This is a genomic window from Corynebacterium sphenisci DSM 44792 (genome assembly GCF_001941505.1).
GTDB classification, from domain to species: Bacteria; Actinomycetota; Actinomycetes; order Mycobacteriales; family Mycobacteriaceae; genus Corynebacterium; species Corynebacterium sphenisci.
Genome location: NZ_CP009248.1, coordinates 442630 through 462773, shown reverse-complemented (window position 1 = coordinate 462773; position 20144 = coordinate 442630). Strand labels below are relative to the sequence as shown.

Annotated in this window: 20 protein-coding genes; 8 read left to right on the top strand and 12 right to left on the bottom strand. The window is 78.5% G+C overall.

Annotated elements, in window-relative coordinates; genetic code table 11:
- Nucleotides 1-125 precede the first annotated feature (125 nt).
- Nucleotides 126-1205 (bottom strand): tRNA (adenosine(37)-N6)-threonylcarbamoyltransferase complex transferase subunit TsaD, encoded by a 1080-nt coding sequence (gene tsaD, locus CSPHI_RS02125; RefSeq protein WP_075693628.1) that lies wholly within the window; start codon nt 1203-1205, stop codon nt 126-128.
- 109 nt (nt 1206-1314) lie between these two features.
- On the opposite strand from tsaD, the gene CSPHI_RS02120 reads away from it, so the two are divergent.
- A complete protein-coding gene (locus CSPHI_RS02120; RefSeq protein ID WP_075691290.1) occupies nt 1315-2001 on the top strand; it encodes a TetR/AcrR family transcriptional regulator in 687 nt (228 codons plus the stop codon).
- On the opposite strand, the gene rimI is transcribed toward CSPHI_RS02120, so the two are convergent.
- The 7 genes from rimI to CSPHI_RS02085 are packed head-to-tail and all read right to left on the bottom strand — an operon-like array spanning nt 1998 to nt 8593.
- Nucleotides 1998-2462 carry a ribosomal protein S18-alanine N-acetyltransferase gene (rimI, locus tag CSPHI_RS02115; RefSeq protein ID WP_075691289.1) on the bottom strand — a complete coding sequence of 155 codons (465 nt, stop codon included), beginning with the start codon at nt 2460-2462 and terminating at the stop codon, nt 1998-2000. The two genes, CSPHI_RS02120 and rimI, sit on opposite strands and share 4 nt — an antisense overlap.
- On the bottom strand, nt 2459-3133 hold the full coding sequence (tsaB, locus tag CSPHI_RS02110) for a tRNA (adenosine(37)-N6)-threonylcarbamoyltransferase complex dimerization subunit type 1 TsaB (protein ID WP_075691288.1): 675 nt from the start codon (nt 3131-3133) through the stop codon (nt 2459-2461). The genes rimI and tsaB overlap by 4 nt, the downstream gene beginning before the upstream one ends.
- A 6-nt stretch (nt 3134-3139) precedes the next feature.
- Nucleotides 3140-3616, bottom strand: coding sequence for a tRNA (adenosine(37)-N6)-threonylcarbamoyltransferase complex ATPase subunit type 1 TsaE (tsaE, locus tag CSPHI_RS02105; RefSeq protein ID WP_075691287.1), 477 nt, complete (start codon nt 3614-3616; stop codon nt 3140-3142).
- Nucleotides 3617-3626: 10 nt separating this feature from the next.
- A complete protein-coding gene (locus CSPHI_RS02100) occupies nt 3627-4682 on the bottom strand; it encodes an alpha/beta fold hydrolase (protein WP_075691286.1) in 1056 nt (351 codons plus the stop codon).
- 3 nt (nt 4683-4685) lie between these two features.
- The gene (gene alr / locus CSPHI_RS02095) at nt 4686-5810 is read right to left on the bottom strand and encodes an alanine racemase (protein ID WP_245803328.1); all 1125 of its coding nucleotides are present in this window, start codon (nt 5808-5810) and stop codon (nt 4686-4688) included.
- A 5-nt stretch (nt 5811-5815) separates the two neighbouring features.
- Nucleotides 5816-7399, bottom strand: coding sequence for an ATP-dependent (S)-NAD(P)H-hydrate dehydratase (locus CSPHI_RS02090; RefSeq protein WP_075691284.1), 1584 nt, complete (start codon nt 7397-7399; stop codon nt 5816-5818).
- A gap of 9 nt (nt 7400-7408) precedes the next feature.
- Complete coding sequence (locus CSPHI_RS02085; protein ID WP_075691283.1) at nt 7409-8593, bottom strand: MFS transporter; 1185 nt, start codon at nt 8591-8593, stop codon at nt 7409-7411.
- Between the two features lie 217 nt (nt 8594-8810).
- Between CSPHI_RS02085 and CSPHI_RS02080 the strand changes: the two genes are divergently transcribed.
- From CSPHI_RS02080 to CSPHI_RS02050, 7 genes are all read left to right on the top strand, one after another.
- Nucleotides 8811-9641 (top strand): MerR family transcriptional regulator, encoded by an 831-nt coding sequence (locus tag CSPHI_RS02080; protein ID WP_075691282.1) that lies wholly within the window; start codon nt 8811-8813, stop codon nt 9639-9641.
- On the top strand, nt 9638-10516 hold the full coding sequence (locus CSPHI_RS02075; protein ID WP_075691281.1) for an ABC transporter ATP-binding protein: 879 nt from the start codon (nt 9638-9640) through the stop codon (nt 10514-10516). Before CSPHI_RS02080 ends, CSPHI_RS02075 begins: the two co-directional genes overlap by 4 nt.
- On the top strand, nt 10516-12120 hold the full coding sequence (locus CSPHI_RS02070) for a hypothetical protein (RefSeq protein ID WP_075691280.1): 1605 nt from the start codon (nt 10516-10518) through the stop codon (nt 12118-12120). Before CSPHI_RS02075 ends, CSPHI_RS02070 begins: the two co-directional genes overlap by 1 nt.
- A 118-nt stretch (nt 12121-12238) precedes the next feature.
- Nucleotides 12239-12889, top strand: a complete 651-nt coding sequence (locus tag CSPHI_RS02065) for an RDD family protein (protein WP_075691279.1) — start codon at nt 12239-12241, stop codon at nt 12887-12889.
- Between the two features lie 73 nt (nt 12890-12962).
- Nucleotides 12963-13691: a hypothetical protein gene (locus CSPHI_RS02060; RefSeq protein ID WP_075691278.1), complete on the top strand. Its 729-nt coding sequence runs from the start codon at nt 12963-12965 to the stop codon at nt 13689-13691.
- Nucleotides 13672-14241 (top strand): hypothetical protein, encoded by a 570-nt coding sequence (locus tag CSPHI_RS02055; RefSeq protein ID WP_157118453.1) that lies wholly within the window; start codon nt 13672-13674, stop codon nt 14239-14241. Before CSPHI_RS02060 ends, CSPHI_RS02055 begins: the two co-directional genes overlap by 20 nt.
- Complete coding sequence (locus CSPHI_RS02050) at nt 14238-15959, top strand: Hsp70 family protein (protein WP_075691276.1); 1722 nt, start codon at nt 14238-14240, stop codon at nt 15957-15959. The genes CSPHI_RS02055 and CSPHI_RS02050 overlap by 4 nt, the downstream gene beginning before the upstream one ends.
- 7 nt (nt 15960-15966) lie before the next feature.
- Here CSPHI_RS02050 and CSPHI_RS02045 read toward each other — a convergent pair whose 3' ends face one another.
- Genes CSPHI_RS02045 through CSPHI_RS02030 form a run of 4 tightly spaced genes read right to left on the bottom strand, consistent with a single transcriptional unit; the run spans nt 15967 to nt 20035 of the window.
- The gene (locus CSPHI_RS02045; RefSeq protein WP_075691275.1) at nt 15967-17379 is read right to left on the bottom strand and encodes a GTPase; all 1413 of its coding nucleotides are present in this window, start codon (nt 17377-17379) and stop codon (nt 15967-15969) included.
- A 39-nt stretch (nt 17380-17418) separates the two neighbouring features.
- Nucleotides 17419-19095 (bottom strand): P-loop NTPase family protein, encoded by a 1677-nt coding sequence (locus CSPHI_RS02040; protein ID WP_075691274.1) that lies wholly within the window; start codon nt 19093-19095, stop codon nt 17419-17421.
- Between the two features lie 23 nt (nt 19096-19118).
- Complete coding sequence (locus CSPHI_RS02035) at nt 19119-19655, bottom strand: RNA polymerase sigma factor (protein ID WP_084210420.1); 537 nt, start codon at nt 19653-19655, stop codon at nt 19119-19121.
- Nucleotides 19655-20035 (bottom strand): hypothetical protein, encoded by a 381-nt coding sequence (locus tag CSPHI_RS02030; RefSeq protein WP_157118452.1) that lies wholly within the window; start codon nt 20033-20035, stop codon nt 19655-19657. The genes CSPHI_RS02035 and CSPHI_RS02030 overlap by 1 nt, the downstream gene beginning before the upstream one ends.
- Nucleotides 20036-20144 lie beyond the last annotated feature (109 nt).

The window sequence follows — 20144 nt, the reverse complement described above, 5'->3', positions numbered from 1 at the left end:
ATGGGTCCGTGCCGGTTGCACCGCCCGGGGGCAGCCGCCGTCGCGGGTGGACGACTGCGGGCCGGACAACCTCATTGGCACTCTACAGCCGCAAGTGCCAACACTCAACGTCCCCGGCTGCCAACTCAGCCCGCGGCCGCGGTGAGCAGCGGGGTCTCCACCTCCAGGCCGGGATCGGTGGGGCAGCCGTAGCCGGACTCCGCCGCGCCCGCGGCGATGAGATGCGCGGCGAGCACCCCGATCATGGTGCCGTTGTCGGTGCACAGCCGCGGCGGCGGCACATGCAGCGCCAGCCCCGCCGCCGCGCAGCGCGCCGCGGCCAGCTCCCGCAGCCGGGAGTTCGCGGCCACGCCCCCGCCGAGCAGCAGCACCCCCGCGCCGACCTCGACGGCGGCGCGCACCGCCTTGGCGGTGAGCACATCGCACACCGCCTCCTGGAAGGAGGCGCACACGTCGGCGACGTCGAGCTCCCGGCCCTCCCGCTCGGCGGCCTCCACCTCGCGGGCCACCGCGGTCTTCAGCCCCGAGAAGGAGAAGTCGAGGGCGGCGTCGCCGGGGCGGGACAGCGCCCGCGGGAAGGCGAAGGCCGCCGGATCCCCGGCCGCGGCGAGGCGGTCGATCACCGGCCCGCCCGGGTAGCCCAGGCCCAGCAGCCGGGCCACCTTGTCGTAGGCCTCCCCGGCGGCGTCGTCGAGGGTGCCGCCCAGCTCGACCATCGGCGCGCCCACCCCGCGCACGTGCAGCAGCTGGGTGTGCCCCCCGGAGACCAGCAGCGCCACCGCCTGGTCGAGCCCGGCGGCGGCCTCGCCGAGCGCGTCCACCGCGACATGGCCGCCGAGGTGGTTCACCCCGTAGAAGGGCACCCCCCAGGCCGCGGCGTAGGCCTTCGCCCCGGAGGCGCCGACCAGCAGCGCCCCGGCCAGGCCCGGGCCCACCGTGGCGGCCACCGCGTCCGGGCGGTCGATGCCGGCCTGCGCCAGCGCCTCCCGGGTCACCGGCACCAGGGCCTCCAGATGCGCCCGGGAGGCGATCTCCGGCACCACCCCGCCGAAGCGGGCGTGCTCGGCCATGGAGGAGGCCACCGCCTCGCCGAGCACCCGCACCCGCGGCGCCGGATCCCCGCCGGGCAGGGTCGGATCCCAGTCGGCGCGCACCACCGCGGCGCCGGTTTCGTCGCAGCTGGATTCGATGGCCAGGATGTCCATGGTGCGGCGGGGCGCGGCGGTGCTCATGGCCGCGGATCCTACCGCGCGCCGCCCCCGCGTCCGGGGCCGGGTGATGGCGCCGCCGGGGCGGGCGACCTATGATTTCGGCATGTCCCCCTCCATGCCCAGGCACGGCCGCCGACCTGGCCCGAAGCCGACCTTCAACCTGCACGACGCCATCGACGCCGCCCTCGAGGACGGCATCCGCGACTTCACCATCGGCGGCGTCGCCAAGCGCCTGGGCGTCGCCCCCTCGGCCATCTACCGGGTGGTCTCCGACCGGGAGGGGCTCGTCGGGGCCGCGATCAGCCGGATCTTCGCGCACTACCGGCAGTGCGAGGAGGATCTGCCCTGGCCGGAGCAGATCCGCTTCCACGTGGAGCAGCTGTGGCGGATCTGCGAGGACCACGAGGGCCTGGCCATGGTGCTGCTCACCACCGACGTCTACCCCCATGTGCATGAGGCGGTGGCCAAGGCGGTGGCCCGGCTGGTCCGGGCCGGGCTGCAGGTCAACCAGGCGCTGTTCCTGGTAGACGTGATCTTCGAGATGACCATGGTCACCGCGGTGACCTACGCCCCGGTGAAGAAGCGCACCGCGCACCATGTGCGCAACGCCCTGGTCAGCGAGGAGTTCCCGGCGGCGGCGCCGAGCCTCGCCGGGGATGCGCGCACCCAGCTCAACCAGAAGATCGAGTACGTCATCATGGCCATGGAGCGGGGCCTGATGGAGCCGGCGGTGGCCCGGGAGCGGGAGCTCTCCGGCCGCGGCCCCGCCGAGGCGGCGCCGGCGGACTAGCCGGCCGGCGCCCGGCGCATGGTCCAGGCGTCCGGACCGCCGGGGCCGTAGTAGCCCCGGCGGCGGCCCAGCCGGGTGAAGCCCAGGGACTCGTAGAGCCCGATCGCGGGGGCATTGCCCACCCGCACCTCCAGGAAGACCTCCCCCGGGGCCTCGTCGGCGGCGGCGAGCAGCCCCTCCATCAGCCGCCGGCCCAGCCCCGCCCCGCGCAGCGCCGGGGCGACCGCGATGGTGTGGATCTCGTATTCGGGGGCGGCCGCCGGCCCGCGCCGCGCGATCCCGGCGTAGGCCAGCACCCGGGTCGGCTCCGCCTCGTCGAGCACCCCCAGGTAGAGGTTGCCCGGATGCGCCAGCTCCGCGGCGAAGGCCGCCTCCGACCAGGGCGACTCGCCGGCGAAGACCTCCGCCTCCAGGGCCGCGCAGCCGGCCGCCGCGGCCGGGTCGAGCCGCCGGATCCTCATGCGCCGCCCCGGTGCACCAGGGCCGGCGAGGCCGGCCGCGGCGCCGGGGGCGTCGCATCCGGCCGGCGCAGGTACAGCGGGGTCGGCGGGGCATCCGGGGCCGTGGCCAGGTCCGCGGCGGCGACCAGGCCGGCCGCGGTGGGTGCGGCCGGGGCCACCGGGGCCGCCCAGCCATGGGCGGCGGCGACCGCCGCGGCGTGCTCGGCGGAGCCGACCAGGACCTCCGGGGCCCCGCCGGGCACCGCACCGGGGGCGCACACCCCGGGTCCGTCCACGAGCTCCCCGTCCCGGTAGCGGGCGTGGTAGACCTCCCGGCGGCGGGCGTCCGCGATGACCAGCGCCTCCCCGGCGGCCGGGGCCATCGCGTCCGGGGTGCGCACCCCGTGCAGCGGCAGGCCCAGGGCATCGGCGAAGGCGGCGGCGGTGGCCATGCCCACCCGCAGCCCGGTGAAGGGGCCCGGGCCCCGGCCGACCACCACCGCATCGAGATCCGCCCGGTCCAGGCCCGCCTCCGCGAGGCACTCCAGGATGAGCGGCACCGCGACCTCGTTGTGCGCCCGGGCGCCGGGGCGGTGCCGTTCGGCGAGGGTGCGCGGGGCGGCGCCGGGATCGGCGGCGACCACCCCGACCACGATCCGGTCGGTGGCGGTGTCGATGGCGAGCACGATCATGGGCACTCAGCCTACGCCGACCAGGCGCCAGGTCACCTCGCGGGAGCCGTCCGCCGCGGAGCGGTCGATGGCCACCTCCAGGCGCTCCTCGGCCAGCGCCTCGGCGAGCCCGCCGCCCCATTCGGCGACCACCGCCGCCCCCGCCAGGTCGGTGTCCAGGTCGAGGGCGTCCAGGCCCCCGGCGAGATCCCCGCCGGCGTCGAGCAGCCGGTAGAGGTCCGCGTGCACCAGGCGCACCCCGCCCGGGGCGGCCGGCCGGTGCTCCCGGGCGATCACGAAGGTCGGCGAGGTCACCCGGCCGCGCACCCCCATCCCGGCGGCGATGCCCTGGGCGAGGGTGGTCTTGCCGGCGCCCAGCGGCCCGTCCAGCAGCACCAGGTCCCCGGGGCGCAGGGCCGCGCCGAGCTCCGCGCCGAGGGCGCGCATCGCCTCGGCGTCGGCCACCGTGCGCCGGCCCCGGGCCGGGAAGATCCGCTCGTCCATGGCCCCGATGCTAGGCCACCCCGGGCACCCGCCGGAGCATCGCCGCCACCGCGGCGTCGACGAGGTCGGGGCGCTCCAGCTGCACCATATGGCCCACCCCCGGCGCGCGCACCAGCTCCGCGCCCGGCCAGGCCGCGGCCAGCTCCCGCGCCCGGGCGTAGGGGATCATCAGGTCCCGGTCCCCGGCGACGATGGTGGCGGGCACCCCGGCGGCGGCCAGCGCCGCCGCCCCGGGGGTCTCGTCGTGGTTCCGCAGGGTGGCGAAGAAGCGCAGGATGGTGCCGGAGTCGGTGGCGTCGATCATCTCCTCGTTGAGTGCCACCACCGCCGGGGCGACCGCCTGGTCGCCGAAGGAGCCGCCGCGCACCACCGGGGCGGCGAGCGCCCCGGTGAGCAGCCGCAGCCGGCCGAGCAGCTCCGGGCGCACCGCGGCGGCGCGCACCGCCGCCGCGCCCACCGGGTTGAGCAGCATCCCCGGGATCCCGCCGCGGTCCAGCCCGGCCGCGGCGGTGGCCACCAGCACCGCCCCGGCCAGCCGGGGCACCAGCTGCGGGGCGACCCGGCCGAGGGCCAGCACGGTCATCCCGCCCATGGAGTGGCCCACCGCGACCACCGGCCCGGCCGGGGCGCGCGCGGCGATGACCGCCGCCAGATCCGCGGCGGTGCGGCCGATGGTGCAGGAGCCGGCAGGGGGCGCGCCGGAGCCGCCGTGGCCGCGCTGGTCCCAGAGCACCAGCCGCACCCGGTCGCCGAACTCCGCCCGCAGCCGGCGCGCCTGCAGGCACCAGGAGTCCATCCGCTGGCAGTAGCCGTGGCTGAGCACCACGGTCACCGGGGCGGTCGGCGGGCCCGCCTCGTGCACCGCCAGCGGCGTCCCGTCGCCGGCGTCGATCACGCCCGCCCAGTCCGGTTCCGGCAGCGCCAGCGCCGCGCCGGCGCCGGCGGCGCCCCGGGTGAGCGCCCGCTCGCGCAGGCCGAGCACCCCGGCGCCGGCGGCGGTGGCCAGGGCGGCGGCCCCGCCGAGCGCGGTCCACCCCGGGGGCCGGCGGCGCGGGCGCGGCGGCATCGGCTACTCCCCCGCCACCCGCCGGGTCACCCGGCCATGCGGCATGGTCACGATCTCGTAGTTGATGGTGCCCAGCGCGGCGGCGAGCTCATCGGCGGTGGGCCCGCCGGCGGCGCCGTCGCCGAAGATCACCGCGGTGTCCCCGGGGCGCACCGCCTCGTCGACCTCGATGATGAACTGGTCCATGCACACCCGGCCCACCTGCCGGTAGCGCCGGCCGCCGATGGCCACCGAGAACCGCCCGGCCAGGGCCCGGGGCAGCCCGTCGGCGTAGCCGTAGGGCACCACCGCCACCCGGGTGTCGGACTCGGCGGTCCAGGTGCGCCCGTAGCTCACCGCCTCCCCGGCGGGCACGTCCTTGACCAGCAGCACCCGGGCGCTGAGGGTCATCGCCGGGGTGAGCCCGTGCTCGCGGCCGGGGGCGGGCTCCAGCCCGTAGCAGGCGATCCCGGGGCGCACCATGTCGAAGGCGAGATCCGGGCGCAGCAGCGCGGCGGCGGAGTTCGCGGCATGGTTCACCGGGCAGGCCACCCCCTGCCCGCGCAGCCGGCCGATCGCCTCCCGGAACCGGTCGGCCTGCAGGTCCAGGCTGGGGTGCTCCGGTTCATCGGCGCAGGCGAAGTGGGTCATCGCCCCGGTGATCGCCACCGCCCCGGTGCGGTGCGCCTCGGCCAGGGCCGGCACCGCGGCGTCGAGGTCCCCGGCGACCACGGAGAACCCGGAGCGGTTCATCCCGGTGTCCACCTTCACGGTCACCTCGGGGGTCGCCCCGGCGGCGCGGCCGGCGGCGGCCGCGGCGGCGAGGTGCTCGGTGGTGGGCACCGCCAGCTGCACCCCGGCGGCCACCGCCGCGGCGACGTCCTGGTCCGGGGACCAGATCCAGGCCAGCAGGGGCGCGTCGATCCCGGCCGCGCGCAGCGCCCGGGCCTCGGCGAGGGTGGCCACGCCCAGCTGGTCGGCGCCGCCGGCCAGGGCCGCCCGGGCGGCGGTGACCGCCCCGTGCCCGTAGCCGTCGGCCTTGACCACCGCCATCAGCCGGGGCGCCCCGGAGATCTCCCGGATCCGGGTCACGTTGGCGGTGATCGCGGCGGGGTCGATGACGGCGGTGAGCAGATCCGGGGTCGGCATGGCGCTCATTGTGCCATCGCGGCGCGGCCCCGGGCGGCGACCGCGGCGGTGGCCTCGCGTAGCGCCGCGGCGATCCCGCCCGCGGAGGCGGGGGCCTCCCCGGCGGGGGTGCGGGCGGCGAGTTTCGCGGCCACGGCGTGGATCACCGCCGCGGCGGGCAGTGTCCCGGGGTCCCCGGTCCGGGCTAGATGCGCCCCGGCCAGGCCGGTGAGCACGTCCCCGGAGCCGGGGGTGGCCGCCCAGGAGGAGCCGGCCCGCACCACGGTGGCCGCGCCCCCGGGCGCGGCGATCACCGTGGCCCACCCCTTGAGCAGCACCGTGGACCCGGTGGCGGCGGCCAGCGCCGCCGCCGCCGCGATCCGGCCCTCCTCCGGGTCCGGGATGCCGTGGCCCTCCGCCCGCAGCGCCGCGGCGAGCCGGCGGAACTCCCCGGCGTGCGGGGTGAGCACGCCGACCCGGCCCCGGTCGGCGCGGGCCCGCCAGGCGGCGCGGAGCCCCGGTTCCGCGGCGAGGATGCTCACCGCGTCGGCGTCGGCGAGCACCGGCTCGGCCCGGTCGAGGAGCGCGGCGAGTTCGGCGACCGCCGCCGGGCCGGTGCCCCGGCCCGGGCCCACTGCCCAGGCCCGCACCCGCCCGCAGGAGGCCAGGTCGGGGTGCCCGACCACCTCGGGGCGATCCCGGATCACCTCGGCGCGCACCGGCCCGACGACCCGCACCATCGCCGGGGTGGCGGCCACCGCGGCGCGGGCGGCGAGCACCCCGGCCCCGGGGTAGGCCTCGCTGCCGGCGAGCAGCCCGAGCACGCCCCCGGAGTACTTGTCCTCCTCCGGCCCGGGCTCCAGGTCGGGCAGCGGCACCGGGTCGGCCAGGGCCTCGATGAGGACCGCCGGGGCGGCGTCGTCGGCGACGCGCACCCCGGCCAGCGACTCGGCCAGGCCCATCGCGGGCCGGCCCCCGGCGGCCGCCAGGGCGATATCGGCGAGGATCACCCGCCCGCAGGCCGGGGCCAGCGCATGGGCCCGGCGCAGTCCGCCGAAGGTGATCGTCGCCGCGGCGGTGACGTGCCCGGGCAGGTCCCCGGCGCCGGCGGCGGCGACCCCGGTGTCCGCGGCCACCCCGGAGGGGATGTCCACGGCCAGCACCGGCGCCCCCGCCGCCGCGAGCCCGGCGACCAGGCGGGCGGCGGGTTCGCGCAGCGCCCCGGCCCCGCCGATGCCGACCACCCCGTCCACGGCGAGATCCACCTCCTGCAGATCGGCGCCGGTGAGCTCCCCGGCGGGCCGGAGCCGGCCGCCGGCGGCCGCCAGGGCCGCGGCGGCCCGCGGCTGCGGGGCCTCGGTGAGCAGCGCCGCGGTGACCCGGGCCCCGGCGGCGGCGAGCGCGGCCCCGGCGTAGAGGGCGTCACCGCCGTTGCCCCCGGAGCCGACCAGCAGCAGCACCCGGGCCCCGGGCACGGGGTCGAGCATCCCGGCCGCGGCGGCGGCGACCTCCGCGGCGGCGGCGCGCATCAGCTCATCGGGGTGGTGCTGCGCGGCGAGCAGCGGGGCCTCGCCGCGGCGGATCTGGTCGACGGTGTGCAGGGGCCTCATGCCCCCAGGCTAGGCGCGGCGGCGGGTGCCGAGGGCGGCCAGCGCCCCGGCGAGGACCATCCCGGCCGCGGCGACGGCCAGGATCGCCGCCGGGCCGCCGGCGCCGAGCGCCCCCGGCGCCCCGGGCAGCCCGGCGTGGACGAGCCCGCCGGCGGCGGAGCCGGCGGCGATGCCCACGTTGAAGGCCGCCGAGTTCAGCCCCGAGGCGGGTTCGGCGAGCTCCCCGGCGGCGCCGAGCACCCAGCCCTGGGAGATGACGCTCACCGCCCCGCCGAAGGCGCCCCAGGCGGCCATCGCCGCGGCCGCGGCGAGCGGGCCGTGCCCGGCGGCGAGCAGGCCCATGCCCAGCAGCAGCCCCGGCGGCAGCACGAGCACCGCCAGCCGCCGGGAGCGGCGCAGCAGCGGCCCGGCGGCGAAGTTGCCGGCGATCCCGGCGGCGCCGAAGACCAGCAGCATCGCGCCCACCCCGGTGACGTCCACCCCGGCGAGCTCCTGCAGGATCGGCGAGGCGTAGGTGTAGGCGGTGAAGTGGGCGGTGACCAGCACCAGGGTGAACACCACCCCGAAGCGCACCCCGGGCAGCGCCCAGGCCCGCGCGGCCCCGCCGCCGGCCGGGGCCGGCGCCGCCCCGGCCGGCACCAGGGCGAGCACGGCGGCGGCGACCAGGGCGGCGAAGCCGGCCGCGGCGGCGAAGGCGCCCCGCCAGCCCAGCCAGGCGCCCAACCAGGTGGTCAACGGCACCCCCAGCACCACCGCCGCCGCCGAACCGGAGAAGGCCGTCGCCAGCGCCCGGGGCACGTCCCCGGGGGCGGCGATCCGGGCCACGGTGGCGCCCAGCAGCGCCCAGAACACCCCGATCGCGAAACCGACGATGACCCGGGAGGCGAGGAAGGTCGCCGCACCCGGGGCCAGCGCGGAGGCGGCGGCGCTGGCCGCGGCGGCGGCCAGCGCCCCGGCGAGCACCAGCCGCCGGTCGGCGCGGCCGGCCAGCCGGGGGGTCACCGCCGCGGTGGCCCCGGCGAGCAGCCCGGGCACGGTGACACCCAGGCCCACCACCCCCTCGGCGACCCCCAACCCGGAGGAGACCAGGGTGAGCACTCCGATCGGCAGCTGCTCCAGGGTGGTCATGGTGAAGATGCCCACGCCGAGCGCGGCCACCGCCGCCCAGGGGGTGCGCGCCGCCGGCTCGCCCATGCTGTCCTCCTCCCTCCGCCGGGGATGCGGCCCCGGCGCCGGCGGGGAATGGTAGCCGGTGCCGCCCACCGGCCCCGGCGCGGGTGGCGCCGCTGCCCCGCCCGGGCGCCCCCGGCGGCCGGCGCCCCCGCGGGCGCACCCCCGGCGGGTACCCCCGGCCGGGGTTTTCCGCCGCACCCCTTGCGTGTGACGCCGCGTCACGGTCGACGATGGGCGCATGAGGGTAGCCGAACTCGCGGAGCTGGCCGGGGTGAGCGTGCGCACCATCCGGCACTATCACGCGATCGGCCTGCTGGCGGTGCCGGGGCGGGTCGGGGCCTGGCGGGACTACGGCCTCGACGACGCCGAGCGGCTGCTGCGGATCCGGGCCCTGGCGGAGGCCGGGGTGCCGCTGGCCGAGATCGGCGAGCTGCTCGCCGCCGCCGACGCCGGCGGCGGCCTGCCCCGGCACCGGATCGACGCCGCCCTGGCCGCGGTCTCCGAGCGGATCGCGGACCTGGAGCACCACCGGGACCGGCTGCTGGCGCTGCGCGCCGCCGCGGAGGCCGGGGCGGAGGGGCCGGAGCCGCTGCGCGCCGCCTACGACCGGCTCTTCGCCGCCGCCGCGGACGACCCCCGGATCACCGCCGCGCTGGCCCGGGAACGCCGGCTGTCCCTGCTGCTGCTGCAGCTGGGCCTGGTGGACCCGGGCTGGGTCGCCGATCTCGCCGCCGGGATGGACGAGGCCGCCACCGACGCGACCATCCGGATCTACCGGCGGCTCACCGACCTGGCCGAACCGGGCTGGACCGATGACCAGATCACCGCCTTCGTCGCCGACTCCCGCGCGGTGCTCACCCGCTTCGGACCGGATGCCGCGGCCGCGGCGGTGCGCTGGTGGGCGGACACCCGGCTGGCCCGGGCGCTGGCCTTCGCCGCCTTCCCGCATCCGGGGCAGCGGCTGGCCATCCGGCGGCTGCTCGACGGGATCGCCGCGGACGCCGCCCGGGCCGAGCCCGGTCCCAAGGAGCCCGCGCAGCCACCGGACGACAGGGAAGGGACCCCATGACCGACCACGCCACCGCGGCCATCGAAATCCGCGGCCTGACCAAGACCTTCGGGTCGACCACCGCCGTCGACGGGTTGGACCTCGCCGTCCGCCCCGGCAGCGTGCACGGCTTCCTCGGCCCCAACGGGGCCGGCAAATCCACCACCATCCGGGCGCTGCTGGGGCTGATCCGCCCCGACGCCGGGGAGATCCGGGTGCTCGGCCACGACCCGGTGGCCGATCCGGCGGCGGCGACCCGCCGGGTGGCCTACGTGCCCGGGGACGTCGCCCTGTGGCCGCGGCTGACCGGGGCGGAGACCCTGGCCACCCTGGCCCGGCTGCGCGGCGGCGGCGACCGCGGCGGCGATGACCCGGCCCGGCGCGCCGAGCTCGTCGAGCGCTTCGACCTGGATCCGGCGAAGAAGGTGCGGGAGTACTCCAAGGGCAACCGGCAGAAGGTGGCCCTGATCGCCGCCTTCGCCGCGGACGTCGACGCCCTGGTCCTCGACGAGCCCACCTCCGGGCTGGATCCGCTGATGGAGCGGGTCTTCGCCGACTGCGTGGCCGAGGCCACCGCCCGGGGGGTGGCGGTGCTGCTGAGCAGCCACATCCTCTCCGAGGTGCAGGCGCTGGCCGATGAGGTGACCATCATCCGCGCCGGGGCGGTGGTGCAGTCCGGGCCGCTGGCCGAGCTCACCGCGCTGCGCGGGGCCCGGGTGACCGCCACCCTGCCGGACGGGGCCGGCGTCGACGAGCTGGTCGACCATGCCGCGGTGCCGGCTCGGCTGCGCGAGCTGCTCGACGCCGGGGCGACGGACCTCGGCTGCACCCCGCCGGCGCTGGCCGACGTCTTCCTCGCCCACTACTCCGGGGCCGATGAGGGGGGTGCGCGCTGATGGGCGCGCTGCTGCGGCATCAGCTGCGGGTGCACCGGGGCTTCCTGGTGGGCTGGCTGGTGGGGCTGGCCGCCTTCACCGCGATGGGCGCCCCCGCCTACTACGCCACCTACCCGGACCCGGCGCAGATGCGGATCGCCGCCGAGGCGGTGCACGACCAGGATCTGATGCGCTTCATGTACGGCCGGATGGGGGACTACTCCATCGGCGCGTTCAGCACCTGGGAGATCGGCGCCTGGGTGGGGGTGCTCGCCGCGGTGATGGCGGTGCTGCTGGCGGTGCGGGTGGGCCGCGGCGCGGAGGAGGCCGGCCACGCGGAGACCCTCGGCGCCCTGGGGCTGGGCCCCCGGACCCGGATCGGCGCCCAGGCCGCCGTGCTGCTGCTCGCCGCCGCGGGGCTGGCCGCGGCCTGCACCCTGGTGATGCTCGCGGTGGGCGTGCACGTGCCGGATCTGCCGGCGGGCTCCTCCGCCCTGTTCGGGGTGGCCATGGGGCTCACCGCCGCCGCCTTCGGCGCCGCCGGGCTGCTGCTCGGCCAGGTTGCGGGCACCGCCCGCGGGGCCCGGTTGGCCGGGCTCGGCCTGGTCGGGGTGGTCTACCTCGCCCGCGGCGCCGCCGACGTCGCCGGCGGGGGCGTCCGGGAGATCGCCCTGTGGCTGCTGCCGCTGTCCTGGCGGGACAATCTCGGCGCCTTCTCCGCCAACCGGTGGTGGCCGGCGCCGATCCTGCTCGCCGGGGCCCTGGTGGTGCTCGCCGCGGCCGCCGCGCTGGCCCGGCGCCGGGATCTCGGCGCCACCTGGCCGGCGCGCGCCCGCCGGGACCGGGACGTGGACCCGGCGGCCGTGCCCGGGCGCTCCCTGGGCGCGCTGGTCCGGCATGACGAGCGCGGGGCGGTGCTCGGCTGGGCCCTGGCGGTGCTCGCCCTGGCCTGGTTCGGCGCCGGCTTCGCCGCCGATGCGGAGCAGCTGCTCACCGAATCGGAGGCCACCGCGGAGCTGATGGAGTCCTTCGCCGGCGGCGGCGACGGCCCCGCCGAGGTCTTCGTCAACCTGATGGGCGCCCGCATCGGGCTGCTGCTGGCCTGCGCCGGGGTGCAGGTGGCGCTCGGGGTCCGCCGCGAGGAGCGCGCCGGCCGGCTCGCCCACGCCCTGGCCGCCGGGGTGCCCCGGCCCCGGGCGCCGCTGGCCTTCGCCGCCGTCGCCGCCGCCGCGGTGGCCGCGATGGGCCTGGCCGGCGGGGCGCTGTCCGCGGTCACCGCCTGGCGGGTGGTGGACGCGGACCTGGCGGGCACCGCCTTCTGGTCCATCGCCGGCCTGGTGCCGGCCGCCCTGGTCTTCGCCGGGCTGGCCGCGCTGCTGGCCGGGGCCGCCCCGACGTGGACCTGGCTGGCCTGGGTGGCGGTGGCGGTCGCCGGCACCCTCGGCTTCTTCGGGGAGCTGCTCAAGGTGCCCGGGTGGGTCATGGACCTCTCCCCCCTGGAGCACCCGGTGCGCGGCCTGGACGGGGCGATGCACTACGGCGCCGGCGCGGTGCTGCTGCTCATCGCCGTGGCCCTGGTCGCCGGCGGGGCGGCGCTGATCCGCCACCGGGATCTCATCGGGTAGGGAATCGCCGGGAACATCCCGGCCCCCGGCGCCGTCCCATCAACGACCGGCGCCGGGGACCCTGCGGCCCCGCGCCCGGTCCCCCAGTATCCGGCAACCGCAGCAGGAGGATCCGACGATGACCGCCCCCACCCCGAACCCCGGCCAGCCCGGCGGCAACCCGTACTTCGCGGATGCGCCGCGGGTGGTGCGCCGCGCCGATGTCGGCGGTCACGCCAACCCCGGCTACGCGGCGCCGGCCGCGCCCCGCGGCCCCGAGCTGCCCGGCTACGGCGGCCACCCCGCACCCGCGGATCCGGCGATGGCCGGCGCGGTGGGCGCCGGCGGCGGGAAACGGCTCCTGGCCTACTTCCTCGACGGCCTCATCATCGGCATCCCGGGCGCCATCGTGCTCATGCTGCTCATCGGCGTAATGGGGTCCGGGGCGGCAACCGCGGAGGACGAGGAGCTCATCGGGATGATCGTCGGGGGCATCGGGGGCATCCTCGTGGGAATCGCCGTCGCCCTCTACAAGATCCTCATGGAGGCCTCCTCCGGGCAGACCCTGGGCAAGAGGATCGCGAAAATCCGGGTCGTCCGCGTCGACGGGGCACCGATGGACGTCGGCAGCGCCGTCAAGCGCAACTGGTGGGTCCTGCTCGCTGCGGTGCCCGTCCTCGGCTACCTCTCGACCCCGATCGGGCTGGGCGTGCTCATCACCGCCAGCAGCCAGCCGGGGCTGCAGGCCTTCACGGACAAGGCGGCCGGGACCATGGTGGTGCGCGACTGAGCCGGTCCCCCCGGACGGGACGACCGGATAGGATCAGGTGGCCCCGTCCCCCAGCGCAGGAGCCCCGATCCCGATGAGCGACGACCCCGGACCGCGCCCGGATCGGATCCCGCTGCGGCGGGGCCGCCCCGCGGCCGAGGAGGAGCACCGCCCGGCACGCCGCCGCGGGATCCTCCGCCTCGGCATCGCGGGTGCGGCGCTGCTGGTGATCCTCGGCGTCGCGGGGTACGCCCTATGGGGCGGTGGGGAGGACGCCCCCGCGTCCGCCCCACTGCCCTTCACCGACGCGGAGGGCGACTTCGACTGCCGGGCGATCTTCGACCGGATGAGCGTGGCGCAGATGCTCGACCTGCGCCTGGACCCCAACCCGGGGGATCGGATGACGATCCCCGGCGAGCGGCCGAAGGGGGCCCGGCTGTGCATGGCGCACTACCTCACCCGGGACGTCGGCGCCGAGGTCTCCGGGATCGGCGTGCTCACCGCCCCCGCCTGCGGGGACGACGGGGTGGTGGACCGGCGCCCGGGGCCGTCCGGCTGGACGCTGCACCGCCGGGAGACGCCGCCCGACCCGGCCGGCGGGGTCGCCGGCGGGATGCAGTTCTCCGCCGAATACGACGGCGGGGAGCGCGGCTGCCTGCTGCTGGCCCGGTTCCTGGACCGGCCCGGGCTGGACTGGGATTCCCCGGTGCTGGAAACCGACCTCGGCGGCTACCCCTTCGCCGAGGAGGTGCCGATGGGCCTGACCACCCTGGAGCTGATGACCGAGATCGCGGAGGTGGCCCATGACGCCGGCCTGGACTAGGGCCGCGGCGGCGGTGCTCGCCGCGGGGCTGTTCGCCCCGGCGGGCTGCGCCGGCGAGGACGCGACGGCGCCGCTGCCCGCCGGCGCCCCGGACTGCTCCCGGGTGTACCGCGAGTTCACCGGCGTCGACCTGGATCAGCTGCAGCTGACGGTGCCCTTCGAACCCGATGAGCCCGGCTACGTCACCGGCGGGGAGGGCGGGGGCCGCTGGGTGCGCTGCCGGATCGGCGGCCCCGGGGCCGTGCAGCGGCAGGAGGTGCTCTCCCTCGCCTCCGCGGAGGCCGATCCGGAGGTGGCCCGGGACATCGCCGCCGCGCCCCTGGGGGAGCCCGATCTGCCCGGCTGGACCGGGCGGTGGCGGCTGGACGGGGACGTCGACGCGCTGCGGCCGGTCAACCAGGGCGAGCCCTCCTGGCGGGCGGCCCGCTGCACCGGGGACGGCTGCCTGGTGGTCATCTCCTACGACCCCGCGGGCCCGGACCAGGCCCGGCGCGCCGCGCTGCCCCTGGTGCGCGCCCTGGACGGGGCGCTGTTCGGGGAGGATTCGTGAACTGGTCCCTGGCCATCGACCTGGGCACCTCGAATACGGTCGCCGCGGCGCGCACCCCGGATGGCGACCTGCTGGTGCCGCTCGGCGCGCACGGCCCCGCGATGCCCTCGGCGGTGTTCCGCGGCGCGGACAGCGACTACGCCGGCGAACTCGCCCTGGCCCACGCCGGCGACCCGGACGGCACCCTGCACCCGGCGCCGAAGCGCCTGGTCGGCGAACTGCCGCCGGAGGAGGCCGCGGAGGTGCTGGCCCTGGTGCTCGCCGAGGCGCTCGCCCGGGCCCGGGCCGCGCACGGCCCGGAGGGCCCGGCGCGGCTGGCGCTGACCCACCCCGAGGCGTGGTCGGCGCGATCGCGCGGGGTCCTCGCCGAGGCGGCGCAGCGCGCCGGCGTCCCGGCGGCGGACATCGTGCTGGTGCCGGAGCCGCGGGCCGCGGCGGCGCACTACGCCCATCCCGGCCCGGGTGCGCAGGATCTGCTCATCGTCGACGTCGGCGGCGGCACCACGGACACCGCGGTGGTGCGGGTGGGCGCCGACTCCGGGCGGGTGCTCGCCGCGCACGGGGACTCCACCCTGGGCGGGCGCGCCCTGGACGCCCGCCTGGCCCGCCTGGTGCTGGGCCGGCTGGACGCCGCGGATCCGGCGCTGCGGCGCCGGCTCGGCGCGGACCCGGGTTTCCGGGAATCGGCGCGCCGGGCCCGGGAGCGGCTCTCCGCCGAACCGGACGCCCGGGTCCGGCTGCCGGAGTCGGCCACCGCGGCCGATGCCGGGCTCCCCGCGGAGGTGCTGGTCACCGCCGCGGAGTACGAGGAGGCGGTGGCGGCCGACATCGACCGGGTGGTGGCCCTGGCCCGGCACAGCCTGGAGGCGGCGCAGGTGCCGGCGGCCACGGTGCGCCTGCACCTCACCGGCGGGGTGTCCGCCACCCCGGCGCTGGTGCGGGCGCTGTCCGACCTGGCCCCGGTCGCCGAGGTCGCCGATCCGCTCACCGCGGTGTGCCTCGGGGCGCTGAACTGGCTGGATGAGCCCACCGCGGCGGCCGAACCCCCGGCGGAGGAACCGGCCCCGGCGACCGCGGTGGCCCGGCGCCGCGCCCGGCGCCGGGGGCGGATCGCCGCGGCGGCCGCGGCCGTGCTGGCCCTCGGCGCAGCCGGCCTCTGGGCCCTCGACCGGGACGCCGGGCCGGGCGGGCCCGCCGGGGATCGCCCGGCGGCGGTGGACCGGCCCGATTTCCTCGGCCCCGTGCGCCCGCTGAGCCCACCGGCGGACTCTCCCGTCTTCGACTCCGCCGGGGACCTGGACTGCCGGGGCCTGGTGGTCGCCGCCGGGGCGGAACTGGCCGAACTCGGCTACCCGGGACCGGACCAGGGCGATATCGGGGGGTTCGGGGGCAACACCCGGTGCTCCCTGGATCTGGACGCCGGGCGGGTGGAGCTGCGCACCTACACCCCCCGCGCCCTCGGCGCCTGGCACGGCACGCTCCCGGACACCCGGCTGCCCGCCCCGGCGGAGTCGGCGGCCGACCCCGGCCCGGCGCGCTGGCACCATCTGCCCGGGGACCCGGCGAATCCCGCCTCGGCGCCGGAGTACCTCGCCTACGTCTCCGGGCACGGCTGGGTGGTGGTCTCCCCCGCCTACGCCGGCTCCGGCACCGCCGATCCCGCGGTGTGGGCGGCGACGGCGCAGGTGGCCCTGGCCGTCGACGCGCACCTGGGCTAGGCCCGGCTCAGCCGAGGACCGCGGTGTCCGGGATCTCCCCGCGGGCGGCCGCGCCCGCCCGGGTGAGCACCCCGCGCAGCACCGACAGCGCCTCCTCCTCCGCCGGGGAGGGGAAGCCGGCGAGGATCCCGCCCAGTTCCCGGCCCCGCGCCGCCAATCCGGCGAGCACCTCCCCGGCGTCGGCGGCGTAGCCCACCCCCGCGAGATCGGCGAGGCAGTCGGCGTGGATGGCGGTGCGCACCAGGGCCGCGGTGTCCGCGGCGAGCTCATCGGCCTCCAGGACGGGCAGGGTGCGGTAGAGGTCGATCCGCCAGCGCATCGGGGCCTCGTCCCGGGCGTGCAGGCCGGCGCGGGCGGCCGCCGGGTCCGCGGCCCGGTAGGCCAGCGCCCGGGCGGCGTCGAGGATCTTCGCCGCCCGGTTCAGCCGGGCCGCGAACGCCCCGGCGCCGAGCAGGCGGCCGCGCAGATCCGCGATCCCGGAGCGCTCCCGGAGCAGATCCGCCAGCGGGGCGGCCCCGCCGGCGGCGGCCCCGGCCCCGGCGAGCGCCCCGTGGGCGCCGAGCCGGGACAGCAGCGCCACCCGCTGCGCCGGCTCCGGCAGCGCGGCGGTGGGCGCCTCCGATTCCAGGGCGCGCAGCGCGTCCCGCCGGTCCAGCCCGGACAGCCGGGCCGCGGTCGCGGCGAGCGCCTCGTCCACGCCGCCGGCGTCGACGGTTTCGGCCAGCAGCCCGGAGACCGCGTGCACCGAGCCGAGCAGATCCGGGTGCGCCCCGGCGATCCGGGTGGCCTCCGCCCGGGCGGCGGCGACGGGGTCGGCCCCGCCGAAGGCGCCGGCGCCGAACTCGTCGGCCCGGGAGAGCACCCCCACCGTGGCCGGGGAGCCGAAGCCGAGCCCGCGCAGCAGCGCGACCTCGTCGGCGCGCAGCAGGGAGTCGAAGACGTACACCGCGGCGTCCACGCTCGCCGGACCGGCCGGATCGGCCTCCCGGTGCAGGCCGCCGGCCCGGTCGACCAGGCCGCGGTTGCGGAAGTCGAGCGTGCCCAGGCCCGGGGTGTCCACCAGGGAGAGGTTGCGCAGCGCCGCGGAGGACAGCCGGCGCAGGCAGATCCCGGACCCCGGCCCCCCGGCGCCGGCGGCGGGCCAGTCCAGCTCCTCCCGGCGCTCCGGCAGGCCCTCGGCGTAGACGGTGACCTCATCGGTGCACTCCAGCACCGCGACCTCGGCGACCCGCCGCCGCAGCAGGGCGTTCACCAGGGTGGATTTGCCGGCCTTGGCCCGGCCGAGGATGAGGTAGCGCGGCGGGGCGGCCATCGCCGCGGCCAGCCGGTCCAGTTCCCCGGCCAGGTCGGGGGCGGCGGCGCGGAGATCGCCGAGCACCCCTGCGACGTGGTCGACGACGGCATCGGGGCTGAGGCTCACCGGGACGATCCTAGCGGCGATCACGGCCCCGCCCCCGCGCTACCGGGCCCCGGCCCCGGTGAGCAGGCCGTCGATCCGGGCGAGCTCCCCGGCCAGCCAGTCCGCGCGCAGCGCCGCGGCATCGGCGGCGCGCTCCGCGGCGGCCGCGCCGGCGCGCTGCTCGGCGCGGGCGGCGCGCACCCGCTCGGCGGCCTCCGCCACGGCGCGCTCCAGCCCGTCGGCGAAGCCGTTGAGCACCAGCGGCTGGATCCGGTTGTGCACCAGATCCAGGTCCCGCCCCACCTGGCGGCGCAGCGTGGCGGTGGCCTCCCGGAACCAGGTGCGCAGCTCCTTACCGCCCCGGCGGGCCGCCCGGTGGTAGACGTTGACCGCCAGCCACACCCCGGCGACCGCGGCGAAGGGCACCGCGCCCACTCCCCCGGAGGCGGCGATCGCCCCGCCCACCCCGGGCAGCAGGGTGGCCACGTGGGTGAGGCTGAAGCCGCCGGCGACGGTGATGGTGACCAGGCCCGGATCGAGCACATCGCGCAACCGCGGATCGGCGCGTTCGGCGGCCTCCACCTCGCAGTCGATCCGGTCCACCGCGGTGAGGACCGCCGCCCAGTCCCCGGTGCCGTCGGTGAGCTCCAGGAAGGCCGCGCGGGTGCGGCGCAGCAGGGTGCCCAGGGCGTCCTCGACCACCTCGCCGAGCTCCGCCCGGATCTCGGCGAGGATCTCCTCGCGCCGCCGGGCCAGGGTGCGCGGCGGGGTGTCCCGGAAGCGGGCGTCCCACCGCTCCCGGGCGGCGGCGAGGCCCCGATCCAGTTCGGCGAGGGCCTCGATCCGGGCCCCGGACAGTTCCGCGGCGAGCAGCTGCCGGCGCCGCCGGCCATCGGCCTGCAGCTCCGTGAGCTCGCGCTCCCGGGCCGCGAGGCGGTCCGCGGCGTCCCGGCCCCCGGCGGCGGCCAGCTCCCGGGCGATGGCGAGTTCCTCGGCGGCGAGCACCCGGGCGTGCCGCAGCGCCGCCAGGTGCGCCCCGGCGCCGGCGTAGTCGGCGAGCGCCTCCCGCAGCGCGCCGATCCCGGAGTCCGCGGCGATGGCCGCGGCCCGCTCCGGATCCGGGTCCCCGGCGGCGGCGAGGGCCCGCAGCGCGGACACCGCGTGCACCGGCACCGCGGTGCCGGCGGCCTCCTCGATGAGTCGGCGGTCCTCGGCGAGGATCTCCCGCCAGCCCAGCAGGTTCTTGTCCTTCTTCGTCACCGCGACGAGCACGGTGCCGCGTTCGCGCACCGCCTCGGCGATGAGCCCGGCTTCCGCGGCCGTGATCGGGGCGAGGGCGTCGAGCACCACGAGCACCGCGGCGGCCTCGCGGGGCAGCCGGGGCCGCGCCCCGCCGCCGGGGTCGCCGGCGGCGCCGAAGCCGGGGAGGTCGAGCAGGCTCAGCGGGGGCAGCAGCCCGGTCTCCGCGGCGACCACGCCGGCGGCCAGCTCCGGCGGGGCGGCCCCGGGCGGCACCGCGAGCACCCGCCGGACGCACCCGGGTTCCGCCGCCGGCAGCGGCGCCCCGACCAGGGCGTCCACCAGGGTGGAGGCCCCGCGGCCGGCCTCGCCGATGACGGCCACGGTGCGCGGGCCCCGGGCCTCGGCGAGGGTGCCGCGCAGCGCGGCGGCGGCGCCGGGCCGGCCCTCCCGATCCAGGTAGGTCAGCAGATGCTCCAGCGGCGCGGTCTCGGTCATGGGCTGCTCCTGCACCGCGCGGCTCAGCCGTCCCCGGCCGCGGCGAGGAGATCGCGCATCTGCGCCCGCGCCCGGTTGAGCCGGCTCTTCACCGTCTGCACCCCGATGCCCTGCGCCTCGGCGATCTCCTTGTACGTCAGCCCGGACCACTCCCGCAGCAGCAGCGCCTCCCGGAACTCCGGGCTCAGCTGGGCCAGCGCCGCGTGCACCCGGTCCCCGTCGGCGACCCGGTCGCCGATGTCGGTGGTCGGGGCGGCCACCTCGGCGCCGGCATTGTCGTCGAGCACCTCGCGGCGGCGCCGGATGAGGTCGATGCAGGCGTTCACCGCGATCCGGTGCAGCCAGGTGGAGAACCGCGATCGGCCGTTGAAGCGGCCGATGTGCTGCCAGGCGGCGGTGATCGCCTCCTGCATCGCGTCCTGCGCGTCATGGTGATTGCGGGTGTAGGACAGGCACACGCCCCAGATCTGGTCCTGGGCGGCGGCGACCAGCTCGGCGAAGGCGCGGCCGTCGCCGCCCTGCGCCGCGGTGAGCAGGCTCGCCTCGCGGCCCCGATCCATCACGGCGCCCATTCGGCACCCCCGTCCAGGTCATCGTCGCCCTCGGGCAGGTCGGGGTCCTCGTCCGGATCCTCGTCCGGATCCCCGTCAACGCCGGTGGCCCCGGCGACGGCGTCGACGTCGGCGGGATCCAGCAGGTCCGGGAGATCCGGCCCATCGCCGCCATCGTCGGGGAAGGCTCCCCCGCCGTCGTCGGGGTCATCGTCGGGGATCAGATCCGGGTTCACCGGCGGGGTGTGCGGATCGAGGGCGACCTCGATCATCCGCGCCACCATGTCCTCCGGCGCCGGCCCGTAGACCTCCACCGGATCCGGCAGCACCCGATCCTCCCCGGCGTCCTCCCAGGGCATCGGCCCGGGGGGACCCGGTCGTTCGCTCATGTCCTCACGCTCCTCATCGACTCGGCCGGGCGGGGGTGGCCTCCGTGGCCACCGCCCACTGTAGTGACGGGCCGGCGCTCCCGGATGTTCCCGCCGGCCGTGGGCGGGA

Excerpts from the sequence above, each read along its gene's own strand:
- tsaD (WP_075693628.1), bottom strand. The coding sequence starts at position 1,205 with ATGGACATCCTGGCCATCGAATCCAGCTGCGACGAAACCGGCGCCGCG.
- CSPHI_RS02120 (WP_075691290.1), top strand. The coding sequence starts at position 1,315 with ATGTCCCCCTCCATGCCCAGGCACGGCCGCCGACCTGGCCCGAAGCCG.
- rimI (WP_075691289.1), bottom strand. The coding sequence starts at position 2,462 with ATGAGGATCCGGCGGCTCGACCCGGCCGCGGCGGCCGGCTGCGCGGCC.
- tsaB (WP_075691288.1), bottom strand. The coding sequence starts at position 3,133 with ATGATCGTGCTCGCCATCGACACCGCCACCGACCGGATCGTGGTCGGG.
- tsaE (WP_075691287.1), bottom strand. The coding sequence starts at position 3,616 with ATGGACGAGCGGATCTTCCCGGCCCGGGGCCGGCGCACGGTGGCCGAC.
- CSPHI_RS02100 (WP_075691286.1), bottom strand. The coding sequence starts at position 4,682 with ATGCCGCCGCGCCCGCGCCGCCGGCCCCCGGGGTGGACCGCGCTCGGC.
- alr (WP_245803328.1), bottom strand. The coding sequence starts at position 5,810 with ATGCCGACCCCGGATCTGCTCACCGCCGTCATCGACCCCGCCGCGATC.
- CSPHI_RS02090 (WP_075691284.1), bottom strand. The coding sequence starts at position 7,399 with ATGAGGCCCCTGCACACCGTCGACCAGATCCGCCGCGGCGAGGCCCCG.
- CSPHI_RS02085 (WP_075691283.1), bottom strand. The coding sequence starts at position 8,593 with ATGGGCGAGCCGGCGGCGCGCACCCCCTGGGCGGCGGTGGCCGCGCTC.
- CSPHI_RS02080 (WP_075691282.1), top strand. The coding sequence starts at position 8,811 with ATGAGGGTAGCCGAACTCGCGGAGCTGGCCGGGGTGAGCGTGCGCACC.
- CSPHI_RS02075 (WP_075691281.1), top strand. The coding sequence starts at position 9,638 with ATGACCGACCACGCCACCGCGGCCATCGAAATCCGCGGCCTGACCAAG.
- CSPHI_RS02070 (WP_075691280.1), top strand. The coding sequence starts at position 10,516 with ATGGGCGCGCTGCTGCGGCATCAGCTGCGGGTGCACCGGGGCTTCCTG.
- CSPHI_RS02065 (WP_075691279.1), top strand. The coding sequence starts at position 12,239 with ATGACCGCCCCCACCCCGAACCCCGGCCAGCCCGGCGGCAACCCGTAC.
- CSPHI_RS02060 (WP_075691278.1), top strand. The coding sequence starts at position 12,963 with ATGAGCGACGACCCCGGACCGCGCCCGGATCGGATCCCGCTGCGGCGG.
- CSPHI_RS02055 (WP_157118453.1), top strand. The coding sequence starts at position 13,672 with ATGACGCCGGCCTGGACTAGGGCCGCGGCGGCGGTGCTCGCCGCGGGG.
- CSPHI_RS02040 (WP_075691274.1), bottom strand. The coding sequence starts at position 19,095 with ATGACCGAGACCGCGCCGCTGGAGCATCTGCTGACCTACCTGGATCGG.
- CSPHI_RS02035 (WP_084210420.1), bottom strand. The coding sequence starts at position 19,655 with ATGGATCGGGGCCGCGAGGCGAGCCTGCTCACCGCGGCGCAGGGCGGC.
- CSPHI_RS02030 (WP_157118452.1), bottom strand. The coding sequence starts at position 20,035 with ATGAGCGAACGACCGGGTCCCCCCGGGCCGATGCCCTGGGAGGACGCC.